The 1659-nt window shown below is 66.5% G+C and carries 3 protein-coding genes; 1 reads left to right on the plus strand and 2 read right to left on the minus strand.

Features of this window, described 5'->3' with window-relative positions:
* On the minus strand, positions 1–293 hold a 293-nt coding region (locus ACRDUX_RS12010), incomplete at its 3' end, for a UvrD-helicase domain-containing protein (RefSeq protein WP_526414146.1).
* Between the two features lie 200 nt (positions 294–493).
* Here ACRDUX_RS12010 and ACRDUX_RS12015 point away from each other — a divergent pair.
* A complete protein-coding gene (locus tag ACRDUX_RS12015) occupies positions 494–808 on the plus strand; it encodes a chorismate mutase (RefSeq protein WP_526414148.1) in 315 nt (104 codons plus the stop codon).
* Positions 809–888: 80 nt separating this feature from the next.
* Here the strand turns inward: ACRDUX_RS12015 and ACRDUX_RS12020 are convergent.
* Positions 889–1659: aldehyde dehydrogenase family protein (locus ACRDUX_RS12020; RefSeq protein ID WP_526414150.1), on the minus strand; the 771-nt coding region annotated here is incomplete at its 5' end.

Consider the following 1659-nt stretch of genomic DNA (forward strand, 5'->3'; position numbering starts at 1 on the left):
CAGGTGGAGTGGAACGTCGACACCCACATGGACCGGGCCCGCGGGCCGATCAGGTCGACGACCCGCTCGCGCATCTCGGCGGCGGCCTTGTTGGTGAACGTGATGGCCAGGACCTGCCCGACGCCGACGTCGCGGGCAGCCAACAGGTAGGCGATGCGGCGGGTCAGCACCGCCGTCTTGCCCGAGCCCGCGCCCGCGACGATCAGCAGTGGCGTGCCTTCGTGGAGCACCGCCTTGCGCTGCTGTGGGTTGAGCCCGTCGAGGAGCTGATCAGTTTCGGTCGCGATCGTCATATCGGCCCTAAACCTACCGCCGAACTGCGACACCTTTGCGCCGACGCCGAGGTTGGTGGCACACTCGAACGGTGCTCAATAGGCAGCAACGATTTTTTGACGGGTACCGGCCTGCGGTCCCCGTGGTCTAGCTGCTTCCCCAGAGCCCCGCGGTCCGCTTCGGATCCGGGGCTCGTTTCTTGTGTGAGGCCCGAATTCGGATGAGACCAGATCAGCCACACACACGAGAAGAGAATGCGGAGTCAGCAATGAGCGTCGAAACCGAACCCACCCCTGACATCGACGACCTGCGCCAGGAGATCGACCGGCTCGACGCCGCGATCCTGGCCGCCGTGCAACGTCGTACCGAGGTTTCCAAGCTGATCGGCAAGGCCAGGATGGCCTCCGGCGGCACGCGCCTCGTGCACAGCCGCGAGATGAAGGTCATCGACCGCTTCATCGCCGCGATCGGCCCGGACGGCAAGGATCTGGCGCTGGTCCTGCTCCGGCTGGGCCGCGGCCGCATGGGCCACTAGCTCTTTCCGCCGAAATAGCATTCCCTGTCGTTGAGCGTGCGGCTCAACGACAGGGAATGCTATTCCGGCGAACGTAGTGGCTAACTCGTCAGGGCGATGTACTTGGTGTCGAGGTACTCCTCGATGCCCTCGGTCCCACCCTCGCGACCGAAGCCCGACTCCTTCACCCCACCGAACGGCGCAGCGGGGTCGGAGATGACGCCGCGGTTGACGCCGACCATCCCGGCCTCGATGGCCTCGGCCACGCGCAGCGCACGGTCCAGACCCTGGGTGTAGATGTAGGCCGCGAGCCCGTACTCGGTGGCGTTGGCGGCGGCGATGCCCTCCTCCTCGGTGTCGAACCCGATGACGGGCGCGACGGGACCGAAGACCTCCTCCTTGAGGATGCGTGATTCCGCGGGCAGGTCGGCCAGCACGGTCGCGGGATAGAAGTGACCAGGCCCCTCCGGCGCGACGCCACCGACCGCCACGGTCGCGCCCTTCGACACGGCGTCCGACACCAGGTCCTCGACCGTCGCGATCTGCTTGGCGCTGATCAACGGCCCGAGGGTCGACGATTTGTCCAGCCCGTTGCCGAGGGTGAACTCGCTCATCCGCTTCACCAGCTTCTCGACGAACTCGTCCTTCACCGAGTTGGCCACGTGGAACCGGTTCGACGCCGTGCACGCCTCGCCGCCGTTGCGCATCTTGGCCAGGATCGCGCCGTCTACGGCCGCATCGACGTCGGCATCGTCGAACACGATGAAGGGTGCGTTGCCGCCGAGCTCCATCGACAGCCGCAGCAGCTTGTCGCTGCTCTGCTTGACCAGCGCCTTGCCCACTCCGGTGGAGCCGGTGAAGGTCAGCTTGCG

It is taken from the genome of Mycobacterium sp. (assembly GCF_050701675.1).
In the GTDB taxonomy this organism is placed as follows: Bacteria; Actinomycetota; Actinomycetes; order Mycobacteriales; family Mycobacteriaceae; genus Mycobacterium.

What these genes read in the sequence shown, in the direction of transcription:
- ACRDUX_RS12015 (WP_526414148.1), top strand. Translation starts at nt 494, where the DNA reads ATGAGACCAGATCAGCCACACACACGAGAAGAGAATGCGGAGTCAGCA.